Origin of the sequence: Endozoicomonas sp. Mp262, assembly GCF_025643335.1 — a bacterium.
Classification (GTDB): Bacteria; Pseudomonadota; Gammaproteobacteria; order Pseudomonadales; family Endozoicomonadaceae; genus Endonucleibacter.
The window spans coordinates 4,141,744-4,168,136 of record NZ_CP092489.1 but is presented as its reverse complement, the minus strand read 5'-3'; the positions used below and the strand labels follow the sequence as shown (position 1 = coordinate 4,168,136).

At 45.3% G+C, this 26,393-nt stretch carries 25 protein-coding genes; 19 read left to right on the top strand and 6 right to left on the bottom strand.

Features of this window, described 5'->3' with window-relative positions:
* Nucleotides 1-15: 15 nt before the first annotated feature.
* From MJ595_RS18285 to MJ595_RS18205, 17 genes are all read left to right on the top strand, one after another.
* Nucleotides 16-261 carry a hypothetical protein gene (locus MJ595_RS18285; protein ID WP_263079485.1) on the top strand — a complete coding sequence of 82 codons (246 nt, stop codon included), beginning with the start codon at nucleotides 16-18 and terminating at the stop codon, nucleotides 259-261.
* On the top strand, nucleotides 251-3,082 hold the full coding sequence (locus MJ595_RS18280; protein ID WP_263079484.1) for a hypothetical protein: 2,832 nt from the start codon (nucleotides 251-253) through the stop codon (nucleotides 3,080-3,082). The genes MJ595_RS18285 and MJ595_RS18280 overlap by 11 nt, the downstream gene beginning before the upstream one ends.
* Nucleotides 3,079-3,441 carry a hypothetical protein gene (locus MJ595_RS18275; protein WP_263079483.1) on the top strand — a complete coding sequence of 121 codons (363 nt, stop codon included), beginning with the start codon at nucleotides 3,079-3,081 and terminating at the stop codon, nucleotides 3,439-3,441. Before MJ595_RS18280 ends, MJ595_RS18275 begins: the two co-directional genes overlap by 4 nt.
* The gene (locus tag MJ595_RS18270; RefSeq protein ID WP_263079481.1) at nucleotides 3,434-3,916 is read left to right on the top strand and encodes a hypothetical protein; all 483 of its coding nucleotides are present in this window, start codon (nucleotides 3,434-3,436) and stop codon (nucleotides 3,914-3,916) included. The genes MJ595_RS18275 and MJ595_RS18270 overlap by 8 nt, the downstream gene beginning before the upstream one ends.
* A complete protein-coding gene (locus MJ595_RS18265; protein WP_263079479.1) occupies nucleotides 3,913-4,764 on the top strand; it encodes a hypothetical protein in 852 nt (283 codons plus the stop codon). The genes MJ595_RS18270 and MJ595_RS18265 overlap by 4 nt, the downstream gene beginning before the upstream one ends.
* Before the next feature lie 9 nt (nucleotides 4,765-4,773).
* A complete protein-coding gene (locus tag MJ595_RS18260; protein ID WP_263079478.1) occupies nucleotides 4,774-6,345 on the top strand; it encodes a LamG domain-containing protein in 1,572 nt (523 codons plus the stop codon).
* Nucleotides 6,346-6,357: 12 nt separating this feature from the next.
* The gene (locus MJ595_RS18255) at nucleotides 6,358-6,945 is read left to right on the top strand and encodes a hypothetical protein (protein WP_263079477.1); all 588 of its coding nucleotides are present in this window, start codon (nucleotides 6,358-6,360) and stop codon (nucleotides 6,943-6,945) included.
* Between the two features lie 132 nt (nucleotides 6,946-7,077).
* A complete protein-coding gene (locus MJ595_RS18250; protein WP_263079476.1) occupies nucleotides 7,078-7,620 on the top strand; it encodes a DUF1833 domain-containing protein in 543 nt (180 codons plus the stop codon).
* A gap of 18 nt (nucleotides 7,621-7,638) precedes the next feature.
* On the top strand, nucleotides 7,639-8,061 hold the full coding sequence (locus MJ595_RS18245) for a hypothetical protein (RefSeq protein ID WP_263079475.1): 423 nt from the start codon (nucleotides 7,639-7,641) through the stop codon (nucleotides 8,059-8,061).
* The gene (locus tag MJ595_RS18240; protein WP_263079473.1) at nucleotides 8,036-12,997 is read left to right on the top strand and encodes a host specificity factor TipJ family phage tail protein; all 4,962 of its coding nucleotides are present in this window, start codon (nucleotides 8,036-8,038) and stop codon (nucleotides 12,995-12,997) included. Before MJ595_RS18245 ends, MJ595_RS18240 begins: the two co-directional genes overlap by 26 nt.
* On the top strand, nucleotides 12,994-13,350 hold the full coding sequence (locus MJ595_RS18235; protein WP_263079472.1) for a hypothetical protein: 357 nt from the start codon (nucleotides 12,994-12,996) through the stop codon (nucleotides 13,348-13,350). Before MJ595_RS18240 ends, MJ595_RS18235 begins: the two co-directional genes overlap by 4 nt.
* Entirely contained in the window at nucleotides 13,347-14,255 is a 909-nt protein-coding gene (locus MJ595_RS18230) for a hypothetical protein (RefSeq protein ID WP_263079471.1), read from the top strand. Before MJ595_RS18235 ends, MJ595_RS18230 begins: the two co-directional genes overlap by 4 nt.
* 88 nt (nucleotides 14,256-14,343) lie before the next feature.
* Nucleotides 14,344-14,766 (top strand): hypothetical protein, encoded by a 423-nt coding sequence (locus tag MJ595_RS18225; RefSeq protein WP_263079470.1) that lies wholly within the window; start codon nucleotides 14,344-14,346, stop codon nucleotides 14,764-14,766.
* Nucleotides 14,767-15,404: 638 nt separating this feature from the next.
* Nucleotides 15,405-16,775 (top strand): trigger factor, encoded by a 1,371-nt coding sequence (gene tig / locus MJ595_RS18220; protein ID WP_263079468.1) that lies wholly within the window; start codon nucleotides 15,405-15,407, stop codon nucleotides 16,773-16,775.
* A gap of 218 nt (nucleotides 16,776-16,993) precedes the next feature.
* A complete protein-coding gene (gene clpP, locus MJ595_RS18215) occupies nucleotides 16,994-17,641 on the top strand; it encodes an ATP-dependent Clp endopeptidase proteolytic subunit ClpP (protein WP_263079467.1) in 648 nt (215 codons plus the stop codon).
* Between the two features lie 166 nt (nucleotides 17,642-17,807).
* Nucleotides 17,808-19,100 carry an ATP-dependent Clp protease ATP-binding subunit ClpX gene (gene clpX, locus MJ595_RS18210; protein ID WP_263079466.1) on the top strand — a complete coding sequence of 431 codons (1,293 nt, stop codon included), beginning with the start codon at nucleotides 17,808-17,810 and terminating at the stop codon, nucleotides 19,098-19,100.
* Between the two features lie 559 nt (nucleotides 19,101-19,659).
* A complete protein-coding gene (locus tag MJ595_RS18205) occupies nucleotides 19,660-20,313 on the top strand; it encodes a DUF2799 domain-containing protein (RefSeq protein WP_263322540.1) in 654 nt (217 codons plus the stop codon).
* Between the two features lie 121 nt (nucleotides 20,314-20,434).
* On the opposite strand, the gene MJ595_RS18200 is transcribed toward MJ595_RS18205, so the two are convergent.
* From MJ595_RS18200 to MJ595_RS18180, 5 genes are all read right to left on the bottom strand, one after another.
* Entirely contained in the window at nucleotides 20,435-20,743 is a 309-nt protein-coding gene (locus tag MJ595_RS18200) for an ETS domain-containing protein (RefSeq protein ID WP_263079465.1), read from the bottom strand.
* A 90-nt stretch (nucleotides 20,744-20,833) separates the two neighbouring features.
* Nucleotides 20,834-21,901: an IS4 family transposase gene (locus tag MJ595_RS18195; RefSeq protein ID WP_263079463.1), complete on the bottom strand. Its 1,068-nt coding sequence runs from the start codon at nucleotides 21,899-21,901 to the stop codon at nucleotides 20,834-20,836.
* A 58-nt stretch (nucleotides 21,902-21,959) separates the two neighbouring features.
* Nucleotides 21,960-22,637 (bottom strand): hypothetical protein, encoded by a 678-nt coding sequence (locus MJ595_RS18190; protein WP_263079462.1) that lies wholly within the window; start codon nucleotides 22,635-22,637, stop codon nucleotides 21,960-21,962.
* Nucleotides 22,638-23,120: 483 nt separating this feature from the next.
* Nucleotides 23,121-23,948 (bottom strand): IS630 family transposase, encoded by an 828-nt coding sequence (locus MJ595_RS18185; protein WP_263322482.1) that lies wholly within the window; start codon nucleotides 23,946-23,948, stop codon nucleotides 23,121-23,123.
* A 23-nt stretch (nucleotides 23,949-23,971) separates the two neighbouring features.
* The gene (locus MJ595_RS18180; protein ID WP_263078558.1) at nucleotides 23,972-24,235 is read right to left on the bottom strand and encodes a helix-turn-helix domain-containing protein; all 264 of its coding nucleotides are present in this window, start codon (nucleotides 24,233-24,235) and stop codon (nucleotides 23,972-23,974) included.
* A gap of 352 nt (nucleotides 24,236-24,587) precedes the next feature.
* Between MJ595_RS18180 and MJ595_RS18175 the strand changes: the two genes are divergently transcribed.
* Both MJ595_RS18175 and MJ595_RS18170 read left to right on the top strand, forming a co-directional pair.
* Nucleotides 24,588-24,986, top strand: coding sequence for a hypothetical protein (locus MJ595_RS18175; RefSeq protein WP_263079461.1), 399 nt, complete (start codon nucleotides 24,588-24,590; stop codon nucleotides 24,984-24,986).
* Nucleotides 24,987-25,035: 49 nt separating this feature from the next.
* Entirely contained in the window at nucleotides 25,036-25,743 is a 708-nt protein-coding gene (locus tag MJ595_RS18170) for a hypothetical protein (protein ID WP_263079460.1), read from the top strand.
* A gap of 54 nt (nucleotides 25,744-25,797) precedes the next feature.
* On the opposite strand, the gene MJ595_RS18165 is transcribed toward MJ595_RS18170, so the two are convergent.
* Complete coding sequence (locus MJ595_RS18165; RefSeq protein WP_263079459.1) at nucleotides 25,798-26,322, bottom strand: GNAT family N-acetyltransferase; 525 nt, start codon at nucleotides 26,320-26,322, stop codon at nucleotides 25,798-25,800.
* Nucleotides 26,323-26,393: the final 71 nt, after the last annotated feature.

Below are 26,393 nucleotides of genomic sequence, written 5' to 3'. Positions count from 1 at the left end.
CTATCCCCCAGGCGGATGATGAAGCAGTTGGCCGTAAGCGAATGGTGTGAATGGTATCGGCACTATGAAGCCAGCCCCTGGGGAGCCGAGGTGGAACAACTGAATATTGCCCGGTTATGTGCCGTGATAGCCAACAGCTCAGGCCGCTACAAAAGCAGCCTGAAACCCGCTGATTTTATGCCGGGCAAACCTCAGGAACAAACCGCAGCAGACCAGAAAAATATTATGAAATCATTAATGGCAGCTCAACATGGCACGTAATGACAGTAGAATACAGGTCAAATTACTGGCCGATGCCAACGCCTATGAAAAGGTACTCTCCTCCGTTATCAGCAAGAACAAAAGCTTTGGTGCCTCCGTTGCCAAGGATGTTGTTGATAAAAACGAGAGTGTTTCCAAATCATTCCGGCTGACAGCCATTGCCGTTGATAGTTTTTCTGAAAAGCTGTCAACCTTGCCAGCGGTGATTGGGGGAGCCTTTAGCCTGGCAACCCTCACCGCTATTGGCAACCATGCCCGGGAACTGGATAACATGGCCCGGGTGGCGGGCATGTCAGTCAGTGAGTTCCAGGCAGCGGCCTATGCTTCCAGGCAGTTTGGCATAGAAGCCGATCAGTTGGCTGATATATCAAAGGATGTGCGGGAAAAGATCGGTGAGTTTGTTGATGTTGCCGGTGGCGGTTTTAAGGATTTTTTTACTGAAGTTGCACCCAAAATAGGCATCACCGCCGATGAACTCAGGCATTTATCAGGGCCGGATGCCCTGGGTAAAATGGTCAGGGCAATGGAAAAGGCCGGGCTGGATGCCAACCAGATGTCGTTTTATCTGGAGTCCGTGGGGAGTGATGCCACCAAGTTGATTCCCTTGTTCAGGGACAACAGTATTGAGCTGGACAGGATGGCGAATGCATTCGACCGGCTCAATATCTCGCTGACAGAAACAGATACCAAAGCACTCAAGGAGATGAGTGCCGAGCTAGACCTTGTGTATGCAGTTATTAGCGGCACAGCGACAAAGTTTACCGCTGAACTGGCACCTGCCATTACCGCTACAGCCAAAACCCTGACCGAGAATATGGATACCGTGGCTCAGGCGGTGGGTATATCGCTGTATGCTGCCTTTGGTCGTGCCAGTGTTGCCGCATGGAAGCATGTATCTGCCCAGGTGAAGGGGGCGATTGCATCACGCGCGGCAGCAGTAGCGGCAGTCAAACAGGCACAGGCTGAAATCAGGCTGGCAACAGCACAGAAGGCCACTGCATTAACCGGGCTTGACCTCCGCAGAGCAACCGAGCGACTGACAGCAGCAAGAACAGCGTTAACCGCTGCAACCGGCAGGCTGGCAGTTGCAGGGAGAGCGCTTAACGGCGTTATGTCTATTGCAGGCGGACCTGCTGGCTTGATAATGATGGCGGCAGGGGCCTTGGCCTACTTTGTTACTAAATCAGATAGCGCTACAGAATCGGCAGACCTGCTGAATAAAAAACTATCAGAACTTACAGAATCACAGCTAAGATCAAAAAAAATAGATGCCACGGATGCCGTCAGGGATCTTGAGCAGCAGATAGCGGATAAACAGAAGGAACTTAATAAAAAATCAACAATCACCATCAGTCCTTATGCGACTGGCGGCGAACCAATAGAAATATACAGCGAGGAAAACAGAAAAGCGGCCATTAAGGCACAGGCTGATATTGATACCTTTAATCAAAAACTGGACGTACAGAAAAGCCTGATTGCTGATATAGATGAAGCACTGGATAACCTCAACAAACCCAAGGATAACGAAGAAAAAAAACCTTCCTTCCTGAATGCAGAAGAGTCCCAGAAAGCGCTGGATAGTCTCCAGCAGGCACTGTTCTCTGAGCAGGAGATGTTAAAAAAATCCTACAATGATCGACGGGAGCAAATCGCCCAGCTGTCATTGACCGAAACAGAAATTAAAAAGGCTGGATATAACACACAGGCCGATCTGGTTAAGCAGCTCAATGCCAAAAATGACCAGCAATACAAAGAATCACTGCAAAAAATAAAAGATCGGCAGGCGGAAGAGGTACAGGCCGCAAAGGACCGTGATGCCCAGATGGTGTTGTCTTTACAGCAACGTCTGATGACTGATGAAGAGCTGCTTAATTCAAAAGAGGAACAGGAGATAGAACGAGCTCAAAGAGAGCTTGAAAATTATCAGGAGTTTCTTGATGCCAAGAAAGCCATAGAACAATTCTATGATGAAGAACGGGCAGAATTAAAACGACAGCAGCAGGAAGAAGAGGAAGAAAAAAATAAAACCCACTGGCAAAAAATGGCCGATCACATCAAAGAGTCAACCAATGATTTTGATACCATGTGGGGCAACTCTTTCAACCGATTCTCTTCAAGTTTCGGTAATGCCGTAGCCGATGCTGTGGTTGATGGTGAAAACTTTGGTGATGTGATGGGGCAAGTGGCCAATGGACTGGCTAAATCTATGATATCTGCCCTGGTTGAGATTGGAGCCCAGCGGCTGGTGCTCTGGACACTGGAAAAGACACTGGGGGCATCAGCCAATGCGGGATATGTTGCCCAGGTTTCAGGGCAGGCAATAGCGGGTCAGCAGCTGGCAGCTATTAACGCTTTTGCATCCACAGCAGCTATTCCGGTTATAGGCCCCGGTCTGGCACCTGGTGCGGCAGCAGCGGCAGAAATGGCAACCGCTCCCATGGTAGCGGCAGCTACAACAGCGGCAACCAGTACCTTTGCCGGTGCGTTTGATGTAGGTGGCACTATCCCCGCTGGAAAGTTTGGTATTGTCGGTGAGGCTGGTTTGGAACTTGTAGAAGGTCCGGCAAGGGTGACTAGCAGGGCAAAAACAGAAAGGCTCTTTGAAAATGCCAATGGTTCGGCCAGCAACCAGCCACAGTGGATTATCAATGTGAATGAGGCTCCACCAGGAACAACTGCCACCATTGATGAAGCCAACCAAATCATAACCATTGCCGTAAAAAAATCTGAAGAAAACACAATTAACCAGATCCGGCGGGGTGGGCCTATCACCAAAGCTGGCCAGCAGCACCTTAACTGGCAAAGGAATCCTTCACGATGACTGACATTGTTACCTGGCCAGATGTGTTTCCGGTCTGGCAGCTGTCAGGCTATCAGTATGACCAGAACCTTAAACTGGTCAGGCCAGATGAAAACCTTGGTTATTCCCCCGGTGTTCGTATACGACAGAAAAAGCCACCTGAGCTGGTGAATGGAAAACTGCTGCTAGATGAGGTGAGCAAGTCTCTATTTGACTGGTTCTATATCAGAAAGTTGTATCACGGGGCACTGTGGTTTCAGGGACCGGTCAAGCGAGCTGAGGCGCTTGAACAGAAGCGTATCAGAATCATCAATCTAACGGTCAATGCTCTGTCAGGTTTGCACTGGCCAGTGACAGCAAAGCTTGAATTGTATGACTGATATTATCTGGCCCGAGTCCCTGGGTAAGCCGTTAAGGTCTGGTTACAGCTACACCCTGGGCAGTGCCGAAAATTCCAGTGCAGTGGTTGGGCCTTCCCGAAGCCGTAACCAGCGATCAAAGCACAATACCCTGTTTAGTTGCAGCTATCTCTGGACTGACCAGCAACTGGCCCGGTTCCAAAGGTTTTGTGTCACAGATACCCACTATATGCAGTCATGGTTTAAGCAATCACTGAAGCTGGGGGCTGACCGGGTAGAACAAACCGTGAGGCTGTTTGAAGTCCAGCAAGCCAACAGGGAGGGCATTTACTGGAAAGTCACCCTGAAACTGGAATGCCCGAACCGCTTTGTAATTGATGATGATACAGCCAGCATCATTATGAACTGGGGTGGTCTTGAAATCGCTGCCATTGTGAAGGCGGCCAGCCGTTATCACGCCACTATCAACACCCGATTACCACGGATCTTGCAATGAGTACGGTATCACAACAATTAGAGCAGGCCGCAACACTGGCCGAACAATCAGCAAACAAGCACAAGCAGGTGCTGGACGGTGATGAAAACACTGATGTACCCGTAGACGGCGGGTCAATCCCGTCTGTCCGTAAAGTGCAAAAGCAGATGTGGAATAAGGTTGATCCCACCATCCACGATCTGAAAACAGCCAATGACTTTTCAAAACAACAAAGTGACCGGTCAAAGGCGGAGGCTGACAAGTCAGAGTCATCAAGGCAGGCATCAGAAGCAGCACAGGCCAAGTCAGAGCAGGCCAGAGACGCCAGCATAACGGCAAAGAATGACTCAGAAGCCGCAAAGAATCAGAGCGTATCCGCTAAAAACCTTTCTGAGACAGCGCAGGCCAAATCAGAACAGGCCAGAGATGCCAGTATAACGGCAAAGAATGAATCTGAAGCCGCAAAGCAGCAGTCAGTAGCCGCTATGGGGCAGTCAGAATCGGCTATGGATGCCAGTATTGACGCCCAAAAGCAGGCAGAAGATGCCCTTGGCAAAACCAAAACAGCCAGGGATGAAGCCGTTACAGCAAAAACACAGGCCGTTAATGCCCGAACCGGGGCAGAATCGGCAAGGGATGCCAGCGTTACAGCCAAGAATCAGGCCGTTACCGCACAAGCCGGGGCAGAATCAGCCAGAGAAACAGCCGTTACAGCAAAAACACAGGCGATTGATGCCCAGGGCAAATCAGAACAGGCACGGGATGAATCCGTTAATGCCCTGAACCAGGTAGCAGAAACCATCATTCCGTTATCAACCAACCTGATCAAAACCCAAACCCTCTTTACCCAACACCACGCTTTTAAATAAGGAACTAACATGGCAGAACAAGATATTAGTGATCTGGTCGAGAAGGTCGGAGACTTAACCAGCGCTACTACTGAGTTGTTGGGTGAGGTCAATGTCAGTAAGACCAAACTGGATAATGCCGAGAAAACCGCCACTGAATCAGCGGCCAGCGCCAAGACCGATGCAGCAACAGCCACAACAAAAGCAGCAGAAGCCAAGACCAGCGAACAGAATGCAAAGAAATCAGCAGACAACGCAGCGAAAGTTGTTACGGGCGGCACAGCTACGCTTGACCCAGAAGGTGGAAAAATCCCACTGGCTGATGCTGAAGGAAAGATTCATCATGGCTGGCTCCCAGATCAGAGCATTCCATTTCCAGACTTCTGGCTCCCATTGAATGATTCACTGCAAATACTGGCCGGTGAGGGTAAACATGACCAGATAGATGTCAGTACGGCACAAGATGGCTCTAAGATGATTGATCTGCCTACCAAGTCGGCAGAGTTTAGTCGGGCAACAACAGCAACCTATATTGATAAAAGCGGGGTTTTGCGAACGGCAGGGACTAATGAGCCTCGGTTTGAAAAAGATGGGATTTTGATTGAGGGGGGAAGTACTAATCTGCTTGCAAAAAGCAGAAATCTAACCGGGAGTGCGATTGTTTCAGATGATCCTATGATTTCGCCAGATAGCATTACCAATGCAATGACTATAAGATCATCGGCAGATCCCAATGTAAATAGTAACGTCGGTTTAGGTAGCGTTAAAGCCAGCAATCCCACTATTTCACTTTTTGTAAAAAAAGGTACTGGATTTAATATACAAATAAGCACAAGACAGGTTTTGGGCGATGGCAGTATTGGAAATCAGGGATCGGATATTGTTTTAACCTGGAATGATAATGAGCCGTCTCTAATCACAACTGGAAACTCCCAGCCTGATTGGGTTTCTCGGTCAGAATATATTTCTAATGGTTGGTGGCGAGTTTCTTATTACATGCCAAACAAAGACAAATCTGATATTGGCTATGTTTTTAATGCAATATATGCAAAAGGGTATGGGTCAACAGATTTAAATACAACTTATATTGACCGGATACAAATAGAAGAGCTGCCATTTTCATCGAGCTATATTCTTACTGATGGAAGTTCGATGACGCGAGGTGCTGATAGTTTAAAAATAAACTCTCCATATAGCAGGCAGCATGAAACTACTATCGTTCTTGATTTCGACGCCAAGCCTGTAGAGCCATATACGCATTTTATAGATGAACCAAGAACTTATTTTTATCTTAGATCAGGGAGTAAAACAGGAGCGTATAAAGTTCATAATCTTGATGGAACATGGATGTCTGCTGAGTTGGTAAAACCTTTAACAGATTTAAAAGGAAAGATTGCTATCTCTCTTAGCAAAAATAAAACTAACTTTTACTATAACGGTCAATTGTGGGGAGAAAGCTCATCAGTTCTTTCTGTGGTTGGTGACATACGTAAGTATTTGAGTGTTGGTTCTGGAGATGGTAGAGCATACATTAATGGGCATATTAAAAACTTAAGAATATGGAATAAAGTACTAACTGGATCGCAAATATCCGCACTGTAAGGAGAATTAAATATGAAACAGAAAATCATCCATTGCAGTGATACAACACAGTTATCAGAGCAATTAATTAATGCTGGTTATTTTGCGTCAGACACTGACGAAAACCAGCAAGAAGTTAAAACCCCATTGCTGCCTGTTGAGGCTGAAGGCCAGACAGTAGAAAAAAACGGTAAAAGTTTAATCTGTGTTTTGCTGACGGATGAGCAGGAAAAGCAAGTTAATACTATTGCCTGTTTGTCTGTGCTGGGGACTTATGAGGAAATCTTTGCTGATCCGTCAAAGCTGGCAATTTACGACAGCGTCTATGACCGATCTGAACAGTCATGGACAGACCCTGAAACCGGAGAGAAGCACAAGTACACGCCACCAGACCGTTTTGCTGAGTTTGCTTTGCCTGCTAAAGACCCACAGCAGGATTATAACGATATGATAGCGTACAGAACCAAGATGCTATACCAGACAGACTGGACAATTCAGCGGCATCTTGAACAAAAAGAACTGGGGATATCCACCAACCTTTCCGATGATGATTTTAAATCGACTCTGATATGGCGGCAAAGCCTGCGTGATATGCCTGAGTCGTTTAAAGCAGGATCATAATCAACTGAGGTGTGTTATGAGTAAAGATATAGATTATGAGTGGCCGGAAATGCCTGACTGGATGAAGCCACTCTATCCTGACTACCCACCCAAACCATAGCCGCCATTGAGCGGCTTTTTCATTTCTATACTATGCAAATTCTTCAGGCAGCCTATGCCAGTAACCCGGTTAACAACATCATTCTGGAAACCATCGAGTTTCACCACCCGGCATTTGTCGATCAGCAGGGCCTTAATAAGCCGTTCCGGTTTGTTTCCAGTAATTCCTCCATAACCCCTGTTGATTGTCCATTGGAAGCCACAGCCCCCATTGATGCCGGTAAAACCGTGACGTTTGAGCCAGGGCCTTTTGCTATTACTCCCCCGTCAAAAACGGATAACGGTTACTCTGACCTGCAGATAACGCTGGCTGATGTCACGATGGAAGTAGAAGAACAGCTTGATAATGCCGTGAATTCACCAGGGCAGATGAAAACCTTTTACCGGTTGTATGTGCTGGATGTGGATACCGGCACTATCACAGGCCCTGAAAACGTCCCCTTTGAATGGAGCTTACAGGGTGCAAGCTGTGAAGACGGTGTTATGACGGCAACCGCAACCCTGGTGGATATTGCCAATAAACCCTTCCCGTATTTTTTGTATACCCCCGCATTTGCACCGGGTCTGGTGCGTTAACACAGAGCATTTACAACAATGGACTGGATTAATAACTATCTGAATAAACCCTGGGTAGCCTATGCCCGTGGCCCCCATGCCTATGACTGCTGGGGGCTGGTGATTAGCGTCCTGAAAAATCACTTTAACAGCCAGCCTATTGACTCCCATGATGAGGTCACAACCGATAATCGGGAGGAAATCACCCAGGCGTTTTATGACGAGATCAGGGCCGGTCGCTGGCAACAGTCGCCATCGGCCAAGCATGGGTCAGTGGTTGTCTGCTGGATAGAGCAGGACGGCCAGTTATTAGTCCGCCATGTGGGTCTTTATCTTTCCTGTGATGGCGGTGGTGTGCTCCATAGCCGTGACTTTGCCGGTGTCCGTTTCGATCATCTTGCAACCCTTCAGCGTAAATTTCCGAAAATAGAATTCTATGAACAAAGTAGCCTGGATCATTGAGTGGCCGAACATCTTACGCCCAAGGGAAAATGAAGTTATTAATCAGGTTGAGGCAGGGCAGACACTCCATGAATGGATGACGGCCAATGTTCCGGGTTACAGCCAGCAACGCAAAAGCCAGCCGGTGGAATGCCTGGTTAATGGCAAGGTGATTGAACCTGAGCGATGGCCGTCACTAGAACTCAGGGAAGGCTTAACCGTTGTGCTTGCTGTGCGTCCCTTTGGCTGGGAAATGCTGGCTTATGCGGCTGTAGCACTGGTAGCAGCGGCTGTTGCCATTAGTGCCATGCCTCCTCCCCCGTCTGAGTCCGTACTGCCCAATGCCAGCCCTGCTTATGATGCCACTGCCAGAGGGAACCAGGCCCGGTTAATGAATCCTATCCCGTTTGCCTGTGGCTATAACAGACACTGGATGGATATGCTGACCGAGCCTTGGCGGGAGTATGTGGGCAATGATCAGTACCTGTACCAGCTTTTTTCAATCTGTTATGGGGCTATTGATCTTGAACCGCTCCAAATCGGGGAGACGGTCTACAGCTCCTATCAGGATATTGAGTATGAGGTTTATGGCCCTGATGACCGGGTAACACTGTTTCCGGATAATGTTGATACCAGCGATGAGGTAGCGGGTATTGAACTGTTTGGCCCAAATGAAGAAGAGCACGACGGCTGGACAGGCCCCTATGTGCTGGTAAAACGGCAACAGAAAGCCAATTATCTTGCCTGTGACTTTGCCGCCAGAGCTGGCATTTATGGCATGGATGATGATGGTGATCTGTATGGCCGTACAGCCGCCATCGAAATTCAATACCAGGAGATTGATGAAGAAGATAACCCGGTCAGTGCTTTTATCCCTATTCCCCTGAACTATTCAGGAGCCACCACAACCCCGCAACGCTGGTCACATCGCTGGGAAGTGAAAGAAGGCCGGTATCAGGTACGGGTGAAGCGGGTCAACAATGCCGGAACCGATACTCGCACAAAAGACAGCATGCACTGGGAAGGGGCCAAGGCATACTACCCAAGCAAGCAGGACTACCCCGGTATAACGAAGCTGGCGGTCAGGGTCAGGGCATCTAACAATCTATCACAGCAGTCTGAAACACAATTTAATATCAAGGGTACTGCCCTGGTGCCGGTATGGAATGGCAAGCAGTGGTCAGCCCCACAAAAAACTCGAGATATTGCCTGGGCATTTTGCAATGCTATCCGGAGTGCTCACGGTGGCCGGTTATCTGAAGACCTGATTGACCTGGATAATATTCTGTCCCTGCACCAACAGTGGCAGCTACATGGTGAAACAGTTTGCCGGATTTTTGATACAAGAGGCACACTTTTAGGTGCGCTACAGGAAATTGTTGCCTGTGGTCGTGGTACGGTGATTCCGCACAATGGCAAGTTTATGGTGGTGCGGGATATGCAGCGGATGATTCGCCGCCATATGTATCACCCGTTTATGATGCAATCTGCCCCTACGGTAGAGCGGTCTTTTATCCAGTCTGATGAGCACGACTCAATCATTATTGAGTATTACAACCAGGCCATTTGGGACAATGATGAAATCCTGTGCCAGTTGCCCAACCATCCAGCGGAAAATCCTAAGCGAATCACCCTGAGAGGTGTCCCAAGCCGTGACCATGCGTGGCGTATCGGTATTTTTGAATGCGCCAAAATGCTCTATCGCAGGATGCAGATTTCTTTCACAACAGAAATGCAGGCCCTTAACTCAATCTGGGGTGATAAGGTCGGTGTCTCCTATTGGCTGAGAGGCTGGGGACAGAGTGGGGAACTGCTTGAATGGGATGGACTCAGGGCAACACTGAGTGATGACGTAGAGCTGCACCCAAGCAAACAGAATTTTATTGCCCTGTGCCGGGAAGATGGCACGTTTGCTGGCCCCTACAAAATCGAAAGTGCAGGCCCGGACCGGGTACTGATATCGGATAAGCTGGATTTCGAGCCTTATACCGGTGACCGTCGGCAGCGGACGCTTTACCAGGTGGGAACCGATGGTGCGTTTTGCAAAGACTTCCTGGTAACAGAGATATCTGGCTCATCCGGTAATGATGTCAATGTGACGGCTGTCTGGGATAACCCGACCGTCTATACCTTTGAGTCTCTCCCTGCGCCTCCCCCCAGTGAAGGGGGTGATGTTCTGCCAAGGCCGGTCAAGCCTGTTATCTCCAAGCTGGTGATTGTGCAGGACGTTACCGATCCGCAGGCCGCAACATTAAGCTGGCAGTCATCAGCCGGTGTCCGTGAATTTGTTGTGGAACACAGTATTGATAATAAAGAGTGGGCCAGGGTTGCTATTGTCACTATGAACACCTGGTCTACCCGTTTATATAACGGCAACAACTGGTTTCGGATTGCAGGCGTCGCTGATACTCAGGGGGATTGGGAATACGGCCATATTGAACTGACCGGCAAGGACTTTGAAAAGCCCCCGGCAACCGTCATTAAGCTGGTAGAGCCTTTTAATGGCCCTGTGCTGAAAGTTAAATGGGATACGGTGTTAAGTGCTGAGTACTATACCGTTGAGGTAGTAAAGAACAGCACTGTCTTATATCAGGTGAAGCAATACCCGGATACCCAGTGGGAATACTCTGCTGAACAGGGGAATAATCATGGCTCTGGCCGTGCCTTCACTGTCAGGGTAACACCCGTCAATGCCCGAGGTGTGCCGGGTGTACCTGCTGAATTAGGGGTTCGTAATGAACCGCCAGCCGTGCCGGACAATATCAACGTGGCTCCCCTGGTGGATGCCTTTATTATCACCTGTAATGGACGGCATGACCCGGATTTAAGGGACTTACGGGTATGGGGAAGCCAGACAACAGGCTTTACTGCCAGTGCTGATAATCTTCTGCAAATCACCACTACCAACCGTTTTGACCTGAACCTGAAAGGCCAGTGGTATTTCCGTTTAGCCTGGGTGGATGTCTGGGGTGTGGCTGAGGTTAATTTATCCGGTGAAGTGTCAGGCAAGACTGCATCAGTGGATATGAGCGATATTGAAAAGGATATCAAGGATCTTGATGACAAAATCAATAGCGGTATTGATGAGGTCAATAAAAATGTTGGCTCTACAAACCAGAAACTGGATGAGTTAGAGAAAGATACCAGGGATGAGCTGGATAAAATCAGCAATGATTTATCAGGTGTCGATAGCAAAGTTGATAGCGGTTTGTCTGGTGTTAATACATCGCTGGATAATTTAGAGAAGGAAACCAAGGATGAATTAAACAAAGTCAGCAGTGATTTATCTGATCTGGATATAAAAACAGATAATATCAAGGTTGATGTTGAGAATTTCAGGCAAGAGGCCATTTCAGAAGCAGAGTCTGGTGATAGTTTGCTTTTATCGGGTATCAAGGTACTTGAAACCGCACAGTCAACCAATGACAGAAGCCATTCTATCTGGATTAAGGAAGTAGAGGCAGGCTATAAAGATGCTGACAAGGCGCTGGAAAGTAAGGTTTCAATAGAGATTGAAACGGTATCGGATGCCAATAAGACAACAGCACAAAAGCTGGAAACTGTCGTTTCTGATTACAAAGAAGCGGACAGGGTTAACCAGGCAGCCATTCAGGACGTTGCAAAAACCAGTGCTGAAGCGGATGCAGCGTTTAGCAAGCAGCTCACCACCATTAAATCTGAAGTGGATGGTAATAAATCAGCGATTCAGGTAGCCAATGACACAATAGCTGATACTGAAAAGACGTTAAGCCAGAGAATAACAACTGTTCAATCTGAAGTTGATGGTAATAAGGCAACCATACAGGATGTTAAAAAGACCACGGCTGAAGAAGACCAGGCGCTGAGTTTAAGAATTACTAATCTGAAAGCGGAGGTTGATGATAACAAGGCAGAAATAGAAAAGGTTGAGAAGACCGGTGCTGAAGCGGATGAAGCGTTTAGTAAGCAACTTATTACCCTGAATGCTGAAGTGGCTGGTAATAAATCCGCAATTCAGGTAGCCAATGACACAATAGCTGATACTGAAAAGACGTTAAGCCAGAGAATAACAACCGTCCAGTCTGAAGTTGATGGCAATAAGGCAACCATACAGGATGTTAAAAAGACGTCTGCTGATGAAGATCAGGTTCTTAGTTTAAGAATTACTAATCTGAAAGCCGAAGTTGATGGCAATAAGGCGCATATTGACAATGTAGAAAAGGTGAGTGCTGAAAAGGATGAGAGTCTTACTCAGAAAATCACCACATTAACCAGCGAGGTGGGCAATAACAAGTCAGCAATACAAACGACCAATCAAACCATTGCTGATACTGAAAAGGCGCTGAGTGAGCAAATATCAACTGTTCAAGCCGATCTGAATGGCACCAAGTCATCCATACAGCAAAACGCCACAGCCATAGCCACTGTTGAGGGAGGCGTTGAAAAACTGCAAACCCAGTGGAGTGTCACAATGGATGTGGACGGCTATTGCTCCGGGCTGGCAATGAACAATGACGGAAAAAGGGCTGATGCCTTATTCCGTGTTGATACCTTTGGTGTGGGTGCGCCGGGTAAATCTACTTTAAGTTTTGCCGTGCAGGACGGAAAAGTTGTGATGCCTGGTGTCAGTATTCAGGATGGCAGCATCATTGCTGAAAAAATGAATGTTGATAATCTTACCTCGATTTCTGCAAACCTTGGTCATGCTGTAGCCGGTACATTTGAAACGGATGCCTTTGTTGGCCCAAGGGTTGTGATGACCAGTCAGGGTTACTATCCGATCTGGATCGGGGAGGGGGCGGTTAATGATACAAACGGTCTGCTTTACTATGACAAGCGTGATAAGTCATTAACCTACAAAGGGCAGTTGGATATTAAATCAGCTAAAACAGGGGGCAGATTGGAAATAAGAAATGACTATATAAGAGTGTATGACGAAAGCAATAGACTGCGTGTAGAAATTGGTGAGCTAACATGAGTAATGGAATAAAGGTTTATAGTGAATCAGGTAAAATTTTGCTCGATTCAACAACCTCAGTTGCTACCAGTATTTATGAAGCCGTTTATGAGTTAACCTCGCCAGACGAGCGTATAAATATGTCCAGTCATATCCCGTCTGGCAATTTAACCGTAGGCGCTTTGTTTGAAATAATAGACATGGATATTATTTTAAAAAATTCATCTTATATTTCGCGTGAACAATGGAATTCACCATTAACTTTAAGATATGAACACCCATACTTAATAGTAAAATGGGTTAATCCCCCTGAATGGCATAGATACCCTGTAGATTATTATTTGAAGTTTTCCGTTAGGCTTATAACAACATGAGTATAGGTGTTCGTTTTTATAAGGATGATTCGTCAATACAATTGGATACCGATATTGGGGAATATTCATACCTTGCTACTATTGAGAGAGAAGTGGACGATGACCCGAAAAATACTATTGTTCACGCTATATCTAGTCGTTATTACCCGCTTTTGGCCGTAAAGAATGGGACTGGAGCCATAGTTGATGTTAAAAAAACAGGTGATATTTATACTGAAATAGAAATAGCTGTACGTGCTGATCTAAGTGAAGGTTTTTCTAAAGTATCTTATAGAATCTATACGGCAGGTTGGATTCCAGATAAATCAAAGTGGGGGCTGGCTATATACAATGAGCAAGGCGAATTAAAATATGATTCTCAATATCCGGTTTTAAATCTAACACAAACAATAGAATTAGATGATGCTGTTAGTCTTGGCTTTGCTTATGTTCAAAGTACAGTGATGGTTATCTATTACACCAAGAACTTCCCAAAACCCACTAAATTTAAAGTAGGGTATAACGATCAAAGATTCTACTATCACGGCTTAACAGGACTACGCGCTGATATAGTCGAATACAATGAAAAAGCATTAGTTAATGGTTGCTGGGCAATAGTTAATGGGGCATATACTCTTGATAAAATAAGGAATAAGCCCAGTTATGCTCTTGAATTCCCAGGCGTTGGTTGTTATGGCGGGTTAAAAGGCCGGGGTGACTATCCACCTCCGCGTGGTAGGACAAGGGGAACCCCGTTAATAGGTATTAGTGGTAATACCATAATCACAGGTTATCATTTTGCTTTAATAAAATATTCTAAATATGCCCATTATCCTTTATATATTCCTTCTGAACCGATGATGATGGCTGGGGCAGGTGGATTTAATTTAGGATTAAAAGGTACTGTGCTTTTAGTAAAAGATTAAGCTCTACTCCTGCCTGCCTGCCTGCCTGCCTGCCTGCCTGCCTGTTTGGTCTACTATTAATGATTTTATTAGTGAACAGGAACGATAGTTGGATGAAATCCTATCATTATCGGGCAAGATACAGGCGGCAGTGCGAAGCTATTATCTGGTTGAGAAGTTGCATACAAAAGGCAGTAGCGACTCTGAAATACGTGATGTGTGGCCAAGAGTTAAGAAAGAGATTAATCAGCTCACGATCAATGTGGCGAGGGTTAGTAACATGACCTATGCCGCGTTAAAGGATGACCAGCAGTTTAGTCTGGTGGATGCACAGGAGGTGTGTTTTACATTCCTGAAGTCGCTGGATGCCTATCTGAATTTTATCTCAGATATCAAACGTGGCAGCGGTGATAGTACAGCTAAAGGCCATGCGTTGATCGTTAAGGATATTGATAGTATAAAAAATGATGTGAAAGAGCTGATTGGAAGGTTGGAAGATGAAGAAAGTCGGAGAAGGGTGCCGGGTGCTTAAACAGACCTACCAAGCGGCCCCCTGAGTATTCTCCGAAGATTATTTCCCAGGACACCCGGCATAGATCCGTCTGTCCTGATTAGCTCATTGATCATTGACATGAAAAATGGTGCCCCCTGGTAACCGTGTTTAAGCGGTGATCAGTAAGACGGGCACCAGTGTAACACAAAACGTGTTACACGATTCAATCATACCCTCCTTAAAAATATTGTCATTTCTTGCCGTTCCTGCCCGCTAAATCAGCTATCCTTGACTATATTTACTTCCTAATATACAGTCCTCGGTCGCTTATAAGCAGTTGATTTAGCGGAAGATTTATTTTCTCGTATATTAGGAAATAAGAGCCTAACTAGATGAAAAATAACGATTTTTTCCTAGATTTAGGTTCCAGTGCCGAAAGGCGTGAGAGTTCGAGTCTCTCCTTCCGCACCATTTTGTTCACGGGGATAAGCATGCTTATCCCCGTTTTTGTATGGGAAAAATACCTGGAGTTGCCTGTCCTCCCTGCTAGTCCTTCACTCAGGCTGTTTACATCCTGGAGGGGAGTGAGAGTGGGGAGTATGAAAGTGGTAACAACATTTGTTAGGCTATGCGCCTTTCTGCCTATGGGTAACCCAGGCTTATATTGAGGAACAAAAATGCAAGTCGAACTTGAAACGGCTTCTGGTCTGGAGCGTCGCCTGACCATCACTATTCCTTCTGAAAAAATTGAAGGAGAGATCAACAAGCGCCTGCAGGATCTGTCCCGCCGCGTTCGCCTTGATGGCTTCCGTCCAGGCAAGGTGCCTATGAAGGTGGTGAAGCGCCGTTACGGTGCCGGTGCCCGCCAGGAAGTGCTGGGTGAAATGATGCAGGCTTCTTTTATTGAAGCCATTGGTCAGGAAAAACTGAACCCGGCGGGTGCGCCAAGTGTCGAGCCTAAAGCTGAAGAAGAAGGCAAGGACTTCAGTTTTGTGGCCACTTTCGAAGTGTATCCCGAAATCAAACTGTCTGATGACTTCTCTGGTATTGAAGTAGAGCGCCCGATTGCAGATGTCAGTGATGCGGATGTTGATGAAATGATCAGCACCCTGCGTCAGCAGAGCAAGGCGTTTGAAGACGTTGAGCGTGCAGCGGCCGAGGGAGATCAGGTGACCTTTGATTATAAGGGAACCCTTGACGGTGAAGCCTTTGATGGTGGTTCTGCCGAAAACGCCAAGCTGGAGCTGGGTTCCGGTCGAATGATTCCTGGCTTTGAAGACGGCCTGGTTGGCCTGTCTGCCGGTGAAGAAAAAGTACTTGAGCTGACTTTCCCTGAAGATTACCACGCCAAAGAACTGGCTGGTAAGGCTGTTGAGTTTGCCTGCAAGTTACATCAGGTGAGTGAAGCTAAATTGCCAGAGCTGGATGACAGCTTCTTTGAACGCTTTGGTGTGAAAGAAGGCGGTCTCGATGCGTTCCGTTCAGAAGTCAGCAAGAATATGGATCGTGAACTGCGTCAGGCGGTGAAAGGCAAGATCAAGAATCAGGTTATGGAAGGTCTGCTGAACACGCATGAACTTGAAGTGCCTTCTGCCCTGGTTGCCCAGGAAATTGACCGTATGCGTGAGCAGGCGGTACAGAGCTGGGGTGGTGCCCAAAGCGGTTTCGATCCAAAGCAGCTGCCTGCCGAGCTGTTCGAAGCGGATGCCAAGAAGCGTGTTGCCCTGGGCCTTCTGGTGGGTGAAGTGGTTAAGCAGCGCGAAGTCAAGGTTGATGATGACCGCGTTCGTGTTATGGTTGAGGAAATGGCCTCTGCCTACCAAGAGCCACAGCACGTTATCGACTGGTACTACAACAATGAGCAGCAGCTTTCCCAGGTGAAGTATGTTGTTCTTGAAGAGCAGGTGGTAGATACTATTCTTGAGTCTGCAAAAGTCAGTGAAAAATCTTGCAGCTATCAGGATGCTATCAAGCCAGAAGCACCTGAACAGCAGGACGTTGCATCAACAGAAGCTGATGAAGCTGACAAAAACGCTGAGCAAGCCTGAGTATAAGAAGCTTGCTCCCGGGAATCCGGTAGCCTGAAGCTACCGGATCGTTGCGTGCAAGGCAGTCTATATATATTTCACTTGCCTGGTCTTTCCTGGAGTTTGATGGAGGTCTGCTAATTTAAAGCGTTATCCTCTGGATTTCAGGTTCTGATTATCGTAAGTTTGATAAGTTAGAGGCTGCTACTCTTCGACTAGGCAAGGAGTTAAGACAGGATATGTCCATACTGACAGATGCACAGGCTGTGGCGATAACTAACTCTGGGCTGGTGCCTATAGTGGTTGAGCAATCAGCCCGAGGTGAGCGCTCGTACGATATTTATTCTCGCCTTTTAAAAGAGCGGGTCATTTTTATGATTGGCCAGGTTGAAGACCACATGGCGAACCTGGTGGTTGCCCAGCTGCTGTTCCTTGAGTCTGAAAATCCTGACAAGGATATTCATCTCTATATTAACTCCCCTGGTGGATCAGTAACAGCGGGCATGTCAATCTATGATACCATGCAGTTTATCAAGCCTGATGTGTCCACTATGTGCATTGGTCAGGCCGCCAGTATGGGAGCACTTTTGCTGGCAGGTGGTGCTGCGGGTAAACGTTATATTCTTCCCCATTCCAGGGTGATGATTCATCAGCCTCTGGGTGGTTTCCAGGGACAGGCCTCTGATATAGAGATCCATGCCAAGGAAATTCTGACCATTAAGCATAAGCTAAACAACGTTTTGGCTCATCATACCGGGCAGCCCCTTGAAGTTATTGAGCGCGACACTGATCGTGATAACTTCATGGATGCAGAAGAAGCGGTGAAGTATGGCCTGGTAGATCAGGTTATGGACCGTCGGCCTTCCGGTAAGGCAACTAAAAAATAAACAGTCATAATCTTGCGGCAAATGAAGGCTGCAAAAAGGGTCGCCTCATGCTAGGTTAGATGGTATGCAGGCAGCCAGACTTGTTTTAGATATAACACTTGAAAACGCGTTCCAATGCCTGCATCTTGCTCAGTTCAGGTGTTGTCCTAGATAACGGGATAATCGAATGACCGACGAAACAAGCGGTAAGGGTGAAGATAACAGCAAATTGCTGCTGTATTGCTCTTTCTGTGGAAAAAGTCAGCATGAGGTTCGAAAACTGATTGCAGGCCCCTCCGTTTTTATTTGTGATGAATGTGTCGACCTGTGTAACGATATCATTCGTGAGGAAATTCAGGATAGTGATACAGAAGAGTCATCTGACAAGCTACCAACCCCCCTGGAAATCAAAAAGATTCTTGATGAATATGTGATTGGCCAGCCAAGGGCGAAAAAAGTATTGTCTGTGGCGGTATATAATCACTACAAGCGTCTTCGTCATGGTGGCAAGAAGAAGGATGATGTTGAGCTTGGCAAGAGTAACATCCTGCTAATCGGCCCCACTGGCAGTGGCAAGACACTCCTGGCAGAGACACTGGCACGGCTGCTGAACGTTCCCTTTACCATTGCTGATGCCACAACACTCACTGAAGCGGGTTATGTGGGTGAGGATGTTGAGAACATCATCCAGAAACTGCTTCAGAAATGTGATTACGATGTTGAGAAGGCTCAGGTAGGGATTGTCTATATTGACGAGATTGACAAGATATCCCGTAAATCGGATAACCCATCCATTACCCGTGATGTATCCGGCGAAGGCGTACAGCAAGCGCTGCTGAAACTGATCGAGGGAACGGTAGCCTCTGTGCCTCCCCAGGGTGGCCGTAAGCATCCACAACAGGAGTTTTTGCAGGTTGATACCTCCAATATTCTCTTTATTTGTGGTGGTGCGTTTGCTGGTCTTGATAAGGTAATACGGGATCGAACCGACAAATCCGGCATTGGTTTCTCTGCTGAAGTTAAGAGTAAAGAAAGCAGCAAGGATCTGGGTGAGACCTTTAAAGAGGTAGAACCTGAGGATCTGGTCAAGTTTGGACTTATTCCTGAGTTTGTTGGGCGACTGCCTGTTCTGGCTACTCTGGAAGAACTTGATGAAGAAGCGCTGGTTCGCATACTCACAGAACCCAAGAATGCCCTGACCAAACAGTACCATAAACTGTTTGAGATGGAAGGGGTTGATGTGGACTTCCGTGATGACGCCCTACAGGCTGTTGCCAAGAAAGCAATGGATCGCAAGACCGGGGCTCGTGGGTTGAGGTCTATCCTTGAATCAGTGCTTCTGAATTCAATGTATGAAATCCCATCACAGAAGGAAGTCTCCAAGATTGTTGTGGATGGCTCTGTCATCAACGGTGATGCTGATCCGCTGCTGATTTATGAAAATACCGATGCGCCCAAAGCGCTACCTGACAAAGGTTGATATTTTCCTTGTTGATAAAAAAGGCCCTGTAGGGTCTTTTTTTATGCTAAGTACCCAGCCTGATGAAATCCTATATTTCTGACTACTTGCTCAGATGCGCTGCTTCGTTGCAACTCTGGTTACATAGGCCAACTATGCGCCCGTCGTTGCGCCTTGCATCACACCTAATCAATCAGCCAGAAATATAGGATTTCATCAGGCTGGGTACTTATCGAAATTAATAACAGCGAGCGGGGTGATATATCTGTTTCTGATGTTTTTCAGGTTGATATTCATACCTCTGCGGAAAAAAATTCAGCGACCAATGGAGAGGTATACGTTGTTCTTATTTTGGAGGAGGGAATTGCATCTACAGCTCAAAGGGATAAAGGGGACTGGGGGGATTCCTGGGAACAGGGTGAAACCTGTTCATGTACGCTTCCAAAACTTTTCATACCATTATCTAATATCAAGCATGTGCTGCTCTGTGAATAGTTACTTATAGCCTTTTATTGGTCTAACCAGCATAGTTGACCTCAAATGAAATAGCTGAAAATGGATGTGTTTGAGGTTACTGGTGATGATTAGGTTTGTAGGGTTAATTGGTGTCTTATTGATATCTGGTTGCTCAAGTTTAACGGTAGAGCAGTGTACTGCTATCAACTGGCAAAGTGTTGGGTATAAGGATGGAGCCAATGGGGTGTCGCCACAACCCGCGAAGCATGGCAGGGGGTGCTCCGGGTATGGGGTTTATCCTGACTATAACCGTTATGAAGAGGGTTACAGGGCAGGTCTTTCCAGATATTGTACGCCGGGAAAGGGGTTTACTGAAGGCCGGGCTGGCCATAATTACAAGAGTGTTTGCCCGGCAAGCAGTGAGCCAGCTTTTCTTGAGCAGTACCAGCTGGGATTATCCTATAACCAACAGGAAAAAGAACAAAAACGTCGGGAGGAAGAGCATAAATTACAGCAGGACAAAGAACAAAGGCGTGAAAGAGATATAAAAATGCAAATAAGCAGTCTGAAAGATAAGATTTTTTTCAATGACATGAGTTTAAGCTTTAAAAGAAATAGGCTCAATGATCTGGAGCCTCGCCTTAATGACTCGCATTACGATAAGTATGATTTGGATATATGGCGAAGCGAAGCTGCACAGCTTAGAAGAGAGATTCATCAGTTAGAAAGGCAAAATGAAAAGGCCAGGGATCATCTAAATAGTGCGATCAGTTATTAGATGAGTAGTGTTAACCAGCTCAAGGGGGCTGGTTAACAATGCAGCCGTCGTATTCTGGCTTGGAGTTTACTATAACTTAAGGTCTCCTGCTTAATATGCCCGGAAAGTTATGATTGCTTCACTAAGCATTTAGGATTCTGTAGTGCAATCTTTCTAATTGTTTACCTTGTGGATCCAAGTGAGTCATTTCACCCGTACTATAGTGCTGTCTAAAGGCTCTGGCAATATTCTCGTAGGAGATAATATTATTTCCTCTGCGTCTTTTTGCTTTAGACCATGCCTGCGAAAAGGCTCCTGAATTAGTGATTTCAAATAAACCGGTATCTTTATCAACCCATTTTAAGTAATGGCAATTATGATCATTTAATGCTGTTCGAATAAAGTCAATTATTCCTCCAGACCTTTTTCTCCTCAGAGGTTTGGTGGTCATAGGAATATTGCTATTGCAAAAATAACCCGTTGTTTCAGTGTCTATCTCTGAAATATATCTTTGAGCTAAGTCGGTGGTGTACGTGCTTGTCTATGTACGGGACAAAACTTTAAGTAAAATCTGAAAATCAATCTGATCGCTTTTTGAACATCCATTCTTCAAAACTCTTCGGAGCATATCCAACCCCAGTCGGAACAGGCTTTTGGCTGGTCGCCAGTGCTTATTGAGAGGCAGCCCTTCCGCTTCCCCGTATTTCCAATGCCCTGCTATCAGACACCAGGCAAATGCCAGTGCAAGAACCCCCATCAGCTTATCCATACGGTCAAGCTCAGTCATATGAGTCGATTCAAGGTCAAATCCCCTGCTTTTAAGGCAGCCAAACAGAGTCTCAATAGACCAGCGCTTATAATAGTCTTCGATCATAGTTTCAGGTTTCTTCGTTGCCACTACAATCAAAAGACCTTTTATCGTGCGTCTGGCAGCGATATATAAACAGACACCAGATACTTTACGCTTGGTGAACCAAGTTTCTGTCTGATTGAGTTTTACATTCCTGAATAGTTGTTTGGCATTAATGTCTTTACCACAGCTACCAAGAACAGGAGTGTCTTCCTTTATTCGAAGCCGACAGATAATGCCTTGCTCATCCAGCCACTTAAACCAATCACGGCCAACAAACTCCCGGTCGGCGAGCAGTTCATCAATCTTGTCTGCCGGGATCAACGCCAGCACTCTCTTCATGATGGCTATGCGCTCGGCGGTATTAGAGTTGCCGCCTGACTTATCCAGACATACCCAGGCGATAGGAATGGCAGCACCCTGCCAGGCAATTGAAACCACCAGATAGTTGACGTGATGAGAGCCAAATTTCCAGTTAGTTCTATCCATGCAGAGTGTGTAGGTGGTGAGACTCAGCCAATGTAAAATCAACCGTCCGAGCTGCTCATAGCAATATGTGTAGCCTGAAAAAAATCGTTTTATGCGCCGATAGCTGGAGTCTTCCAGCGCTTTGCTCTGGAACTCTTCTGCCACACGGCAAAGGTTGCAGGAGCGTGCCCTTATGAGAGCAAGTATGAACTGGGCAAGAAATATAATCCGGGCTTGATGCCAGGGGAGATGAGCTTTAAGCTCTTGGGCTAATGAGCTGACGTCTTCCATGTACGACTACGGTAACTGTACGGAGGTTAGAGACCATACAGGTTACTCTACATGGGCGTCAGCTCATACCCCTTGGTTTTTCTAGCTTTCCTGATTTTTGTCCCGTACACAGCGTGCTTGTGGCTGGAGTAAACTGTGCGTTTGTAAATTGGTTCAGTCCTGTGAATGTATGGCTACTAACTGCTCGATCCTGGCTTAGCTTGCTAATATCAAGGGGTATTTCTACGGAATCATCTGAGTCTATTAAGTCAGTGACCGTTGCGGGAATTTTATTTTGATTAGTGCTGGTTTCTAAATGGTAGTGGTCACTTTTTTGGAGTTGATCCTGGCTTTGCTCGTTTGTATTGAGATACGTAAGGGAGGGTTGTTCAAAGTATTGCGATAGACCCTCTATATTTTCACCTGGTTGTGTCCATTCTTTATTTTTCGCTGATTGATCCCACTCTGCTGACGCTATCACTTCAAGAACTTCGCTGAGGAGAGTATCCTCTGAATCACCCTGATCAATTTCACTATGTGACTGGGATAGATAAGGGACTATGCTGTAATTGGAAATACTGTGAGATGATAGTTTATTATTTGCAGGGGCGTGTTGGTTAAATGCAGGAGGTATCGTTGTCTCTTGATAAGTCACTGGAGTGACTGGAAGGGATAAATAATATGCGGGATCAACACTGATTGGAAGGCTGTTCTGATTTTGTAGATATTGATCTGATTGTTGCTGTATAGGGGTCATTTTTTTGATTCTCTATTTTAATTTTAATCTTTTGTTTGTTTTTTTAATGAAAAGTTCCTTGATTTGTGAAATTGCTGCTTTGAATTTTATGGTTTTTATCCATAAAGTAAATATTGTTGTTTTTACTTGCTGGTTTGTTAGGGTTAATAAATAATGCGCGGGTAAAATATTTGCCAAAGCCTTTTTTATTAAGTGCAACTTTTTTTCTATGAAATAGTCTTATGAAAATAGTTATTTGAAATATATAGGGTATCTACTTTTTTAAAGGGCGATTATGAATACAACTATTTCTGATTTTGCAGACAGTTATGGGTGTTTTAAATTTAGTGACGAGAGTAAACAACAGGATGTTGATGAAAAAAATAAAATACCAAAATTAAAAAGGCATTTTCAAAAGTCTCTTGATGATTTTTCAGTAAAAGTAATGGATGAAAATAGCAATAATTCAAATACTAAACCCCAACCATTTAGAAAACCGGACTTTTATGGAATGGCTGACAGCCTGACTGACCTCATGGACTCCTCCTCATCATTCAGGCTGTCTTTGACCCATAATCTATCAGCAATTTCTTCAGGGTTCTGATTGATACGGTGAGTGAAGCTATTGACTGCCTTAAGTAAGTCTTCTGCCGTTTTGTGGCAATGGTGATAAGTGATATCTTCTCGTAACCAGCGCCACAGTGCTTCCACAGGCATAAAGTCGGGGCTATACGCCGGCATCTGGATAATATTCAGGTTGAGGCGAAGCCCTGCACCTCTCACAACATGAGTGGTGTGCCAGGAGGCACCATCCCAAACAATATCAATCTCCCTGTCAGGATGTTCTTGCCTGATGCGTTCCAGTACATTGACTGTGTGCTCTTTTCGTCCACAGGGATAAGGCCAGATTCTAACCTGTCCCAGGTTGTAGTAATAAATACCATAGAACGTAATCTTATCAGCCAGTTTTGGCGAGTGAGAGCTGACCCAGAAGCGTTCGCCTTTGCGAGACCAGCCATATCCAATGTCCGTCTCCTGATGTATATGAGCCTCATCAATGTAAACCAGTAGGCGTTTCTGGAACATGGCTTTCGATAGCAGTGGTTTCAATGTTTCCAAAAAATCAGCCCGCTTGCCGGTATCGGCTTTATTAAGCAGTTTTTTGGCTTTCTTCCATGAATATCCCAGTCGTTTGAGTGCTTGTCGTATGGTCTCACGACAACACCGTACCTGAAATTGATCCCAGCACCACTGAACCAGATACTTTAAAGTCCAGCGAGGGCGGATGGGAGAGTATTCCTGAGAAGCAGCTTTTTCTAAATTTCTGTCAATCAGGCCTGCGGCTGCTTTACTGATTATTTGGCAAAAGGGGGGCGGCCACCTGTCCGTTTATAAGTCATGGCTTCAGGCCCGCTATCATGGTAGAGGTGAATCCAGTTCGTGACGGTATCAAGGCGACGCCCCAGTTGCTTAGCGACGTTAGAGGCTGAGTCTCCCTGAGAAACTTGATAAAGCGCCGAAAAACGCTCACGTGTACGGGGATGAGAAGCATGTATGGATTGCTGAAGCAGGCAATCCCTGGTTTGATTCCACTTTTCTGGAGAGACTTTCAATACCATGGTCAAGCAGGCAAAAAGCGCTATATTACTGATTTTAACTTGACTGACAGGTCGTATTTATCGAGATAGAATGACATACTTTTTATGCTAAAGCGCGCCCTTACACTGATCTATCAAACTACGGTTTTCTAAATGGGCGCGGTTTAGTGATAGTGGGTATGATACGCCGTCAAGTACTTGTTCAGTCCCCAAAAAAAAGAGGTATTGTCTTCCTCGAAGTGAAGATGAGCTTTGTGCGGTAGGTAGAGGGGTATCCGTTATAGGTAGTATTGTTCCATTTGAGGGGCGTGAAAACGGTCTTTTTACAGATAGGAAATTTTATAAAAATTCATTTGTTACTTGGTATGGTGGTATGCTTCATCACTTTTCCAATAATAAGGAAGGAGAAGAACACTTAAAAGATGTTCAGAAGTCTAGTCATACTATGGCTATAAATCACGATATGGTGATACTTGGAGAGAGAGATCCGAAAAAAGCAAAGTTGGAAAAAATGGGAGGAGGGAGCTTTATAAATGATGCCATGGGGTATCCAGGGGTGGCAAATGTAAAAATGGTTCGTACAGATGCTCCTGGAAAAACTTTTATATTGTTTAAAGCTATTAGGGATATTGAACCGAATGAAGAGGTGATATATAAATACCCTGATAGTTATTGGCGGTATCGGGAAAAACCCAAGCCTATAGAATATGAGGTTGTAGAAAGAAGTGATACAGTGATAAGAATGCGAAAGATAAAAAAGTTGGATTCTTAGGTTGTACTTATGATTAATCTATTAATTTTAATTTAAGGAGGATGTTAAAATGTTAAGAAATGATATTTTTATTCATAAATACATGCATGATGACCCTTATAACACTCAAGTTATATCCCGTAAGCCTGACTTATGTTTGTATCAGCCAGATGAAGATGAACAGCAGAAAACTGTTAATTCAAGGTTGCGTCAAAATATTTTACGTGTGCTTGCTGAAAAATATATTCCAAAAGATTCATCGGATGCAGGCAGAAATGGGACTTCCATGAACCACCTGCCATCTAAAAAAGAATCACCACGAACGAGGAGTTTGGAATCATTTCCACGTGATGTCACAATGCAAAAACCTGACAGTAAGGTCTCTGTTAGATGTCAAGAGACTGGTCAGTTAACTGTCGATGTGAAGCCAGCTGTAAAAAATGGATGCTCTGTAGAAACCAAGGAGTTATTAAAAAAAGAGCATAAGAGTTTATTGATTGGCTTATTTGATGCACTTGGTGTTGTTGATTTCAGTGTGGGTTTAAAGCCATTTTATGAATATTTTACTACTTCAGATGTGGCTCTTTTGGAAAAAATGATATCTGCAAAACTTGCTTCTGCTAGCTCTCTTGATGAAGCAAGATTAAATGTTATGGAGCTTTATTTAAATGAGATTTCTAAAAAAGCTCCTGAAATTAATGACTTGTTAAAATATTTAGAGAAGGTGCATCTTTTTGCAGCATCAAAACTATTAAAAAGTTATTTTAAAATTGATTAAACTTGGAAATTGGTTTTCTATGGCTGGATATTTGATAACTGCCCTGAGGGCAGTTTATGAAATATGTAGGCTAGATTGTGTGGGGGCGATATTTTTGCGATACCTGATTTCACGCAACCCGAGGTATTCCCGTTCTTTGCCATCCGCAGTCAGGTTCTGTCTTTCATAAAACTCTTTGGCCAGTTTATTCTCGCTTAAAACCCAGACAGCGATTTCACTGCACCCCTTTTGGGCCAGTTTATTGGTGGATATAGAAAATAACTCTTTTCCTATGCGTTTGCCAATATATTCAGGTGAAATATAGATAGCCCAAATTTCACCGACATTTTTATCACAATCTTTATCACGGCAAATTTCAAAATCAACAAACCCGACAGGTTTTCCGGATTCAAGACATATATAGGTTGATAGCGAGTTTTCTTTTAAAAAATCACGTCTTTCTCTGGCTCTTTTTTGGGAGTCGAGTGATTTTAAAGTTTCATCAGGCATTATACCTTTATAGGCAAATTTCCAGGATTGCACTGAAATTTCCGCTATTTCTAAATCATCTTCAGGCTTTGCTTTTCTGTATTTTCTCATTAATTTATGGTCTTATAATTGTGAAGGTTTTGCTGACGGTATGAGTGATAAAACCAGTGTCTGTAGAGCCA